The 2,976-nt window shown below is 52.3% G+C and carries 1 rRNA gene; it reads right to left on the bottom strand.

The features are described 5' to 3' along the window. Positions 1-44 precede the first annotated feature (44 nt). Positions 45-2,953: ribosomal RNA gene (locus ACM615_RS23355) — 23S ribosomal RNA — on the bottom strand. Positions 2,954-2,976: the final 23 nt, after the last annotated feature.

The raw sequence follows: 2,976 nt of genomic DNA, 5'->3' as shown, positions 1-2,976 counted from the left end.
GCTGAAAATCTACTTCAAGTCTCTAAAAACACCTTTGGTGTTGTAAGGTTAAGCCTCTCGGGTCATTAGTACTGGTTAGCTCAATGCATCGCTGCACTTACACACCCAGCCTATCAACGTCTTAGTCTTAAACGTCCCTTCAGGTGGCTTAAAGCCACAGGGAAGACTCATCTCGAGGCAAGTTTCGCGCTTAGATGCTTTCAGCGCTTATCTTTTCCGCATTTAGCTACCGGGCAATGCCATTGGCATGACAACCCGAACACCAGTGATGCGTCCACTCCGGTCCTCTCGTACTAGGAGCAGCCCCTCTCAATCTTCCAACGCCCACGGCAGATAGGGACCGAACTGTCTCACGACGTTCTAAACCCAGCTCGCGTACCACTTTAAATGGCGAACAGCCATACCCTTGGGACCTACTTCAGCCCCAGGATGTGATGAGCCGACATCGAGGTGCCAAACACCGCCGTCGATATGAACTCTTGGGCGGTATCAGCCTGTTATCCCCGGAGTACCTTTTATCCGTTGAGCGATGGCCCTTCCATTCAGAACCACCGGATCACTATGACCTACTTTCGTACCTGCTCGAGCCGTCACTCTCGCAGTCAAGCTAGCTTATGCCATTGCACTAACCTCACGATGTCCGACCGTGATTAGCTAACCTTCGTGCTCCTCCGTTACTCTTTAGGAGGAGACCGCCCCAGTCAAACTACCCACCAGACACTGTCCTCACCCCGGATCACGGGGCCGAGTTAGAACATCAAACATTAAAGGGTGGTATTTCAAGGTTGGCTCCACGCAGACTGGCGTCCACGCTTCAAAGCCTCCCACCTATCCTACACATCAAGGCTCAATGTTCAGTGTCAAGCTATAGTAAAGGTTCACGGGGTCTTTCCGTCTTGCCGCGGGTACACTGCATCTTCACAGCGAGTTCAATTTCACTGAGTCTCGGGTGGAGACAGCCTGGCCATCATTACGCCATTCGTGCAGGTCGGAACTTACCCGACAAGGAATTTCGCTACCTTAGGACCGTTATAGTTACGGCCGCCGTTTACCGGGGCTTCGATCAAGAGCTTCTCCTTACGGATAACCCCATCAATTAACCTTCCGGCACCGGGCAGGCGTCACACCGTATACGTCCACTTTCGTGTTTGCACAGTGCTGTGTTTTTATTAAACAGTTGCAGCCAGCTGGTATCTTCGACTGGCTTCAGCTCCGGGAGCAAGTCCCTTCACCTACGCGCCAGCGTGCCTTCTCCCGAAGTTACGGCACCATTTTGCCTAGTTCCTTCACCCGAGTTCTCTCAAGCGCCTGAGTATTCTCTACCTGACCACCTGTGTCGGTTTGGGGTACGATTTCGTGTTACCTGGAGCTTAGAGGCTTTTCCTGGAAGCTTGGCATCAACTACTTCACCACCGTAGTGGCTCGTTATCACGCCTCAGGGTTGATATGCGACCGGATTTACCAAATCACACCCCCTACACGCTTGAACCGGGACAACCGTCGCCCGGCTAGCCTAGCCTTCTCCGTCCCCCCTTCGCAGTAACACCAAGTGCTGGAATATTAACCAGCTTCCCATCGACTACGCTTTTCAGCCTCGCCTTAGGGGTCGACTCACCCTGCCCCGATTAACGTTGGACAGGAACCCTTGGTCTTCCGGCGTGCGGGTTTTTCACCCGCATTATCGTTACTTATGTCAGCATTCGCACTTCTGATACCTCCAGCAAACCTCACAGTTCACCTTCGACGGCTTACAGAACGCTCCCCTACCCAACAACGCATAAGCGTCGCTGCCGCAGCTTCGGTGCATGGTTTAGCCCCGTTACATCTTCCGCGCAGGCCGACTCGACCAGTGAGCTATTACGCTTTCTTTAAATGATGGCTGCTTCTAAGCCAACATCCTGGCTGTCTATGCCTTCCCACATCGTTTCCCACTTAACCATGACTTTGGGACCTTAGCTGGCGGTCTGGGTTGTTTCCCTCTTCACGACGGACGTTAGCACCCGCCGTGTGTCTCCCGTGATAACATTCTTCGGTATTCGTAGTTTGCATCGAGTTGGTAAGCCGGGATGGCCCCCTAGTCGAAACAGTGCTCTACCCCCGAAGATGAGTTCACGAGGCGCTACCTAAATAGCTTTCGGGGAGAACCAGCTATCTCCCGGTTTGATTGGCCTTTCACCCCCAGCCACAAGTCATCCGCTAATTTTTCAACATTAGTCGGTTCGGTCCTCCAGTTAGTGTTACCCAACCTTCAACCTGCCCATGGCTAGATCACCGGGTTTCGGGTCTATACCTTGCAACTTGACGCCCAGTTAAGACTCGGTTTCCCTACGGCTCCCCTATTCGGTTAACCTTGCTACAAAATATAAGTCGCTGACCCATTATACAAAAGGTACGCAGTCACCCAACAAAGTAGGCTCCCACTGCTTGTACGTACACGGTTTCAGGTTCTATTTCACTCCCCTCGCCGGGGTTCTTTTCGCCTTTCCCTCACGGTACTGGTTCACTATCGGTCAGTCAGGAGTATTTAGCCTTGGAGGATGGTCCCCCCATATTCAGACAGGATGTCACGTGTCCCGCCCTACTCATCGAACTCACAACGTATGCATTTTTGTGTACGGGACTATCACCCTATACTGTGCGACTTTCCAGACGCTTCCACTAACACATTCGCTGATTCTGGTTCTGGGCTCTTCCCCGTTCGCTCGCCGCTACTGGGGGAATCTCGGTTGATTTCTTTTCCTCGGGGTACTTAGATGTTTCAGTTCCCCCGGTTCGCCTCATTACACTATGTATTCATGTAATGATAATGTGTCGAAACACACTGGGTTTCCCCATTCGGGTATCGTCGGTTGTAACGGTTCATATCACCTTACCGACGCTTTTCGCAGATTAGCACGCCCTTCATCGCCTCTGACTGCCTAGGCATCCACCGTGTACGCTTAGTCGCTTAACCTCACAACCCGAAGGTGTTTCCAC

This window comes from Rahnella sp. PAMC25617 (assembly GCF_050606005.1).
Lineage (GTDB): Bacteria > Pseudomonadota > Gammaproteobacteria > Enterobacterales > Enterobacteriaceae > Rahnella > Rahnella variigena.
The sequence above is the reverse complement of the archived record's forward strand: the minus strand, read 5'-3'. Positions and strand labels throughout refer to the sequence as shown.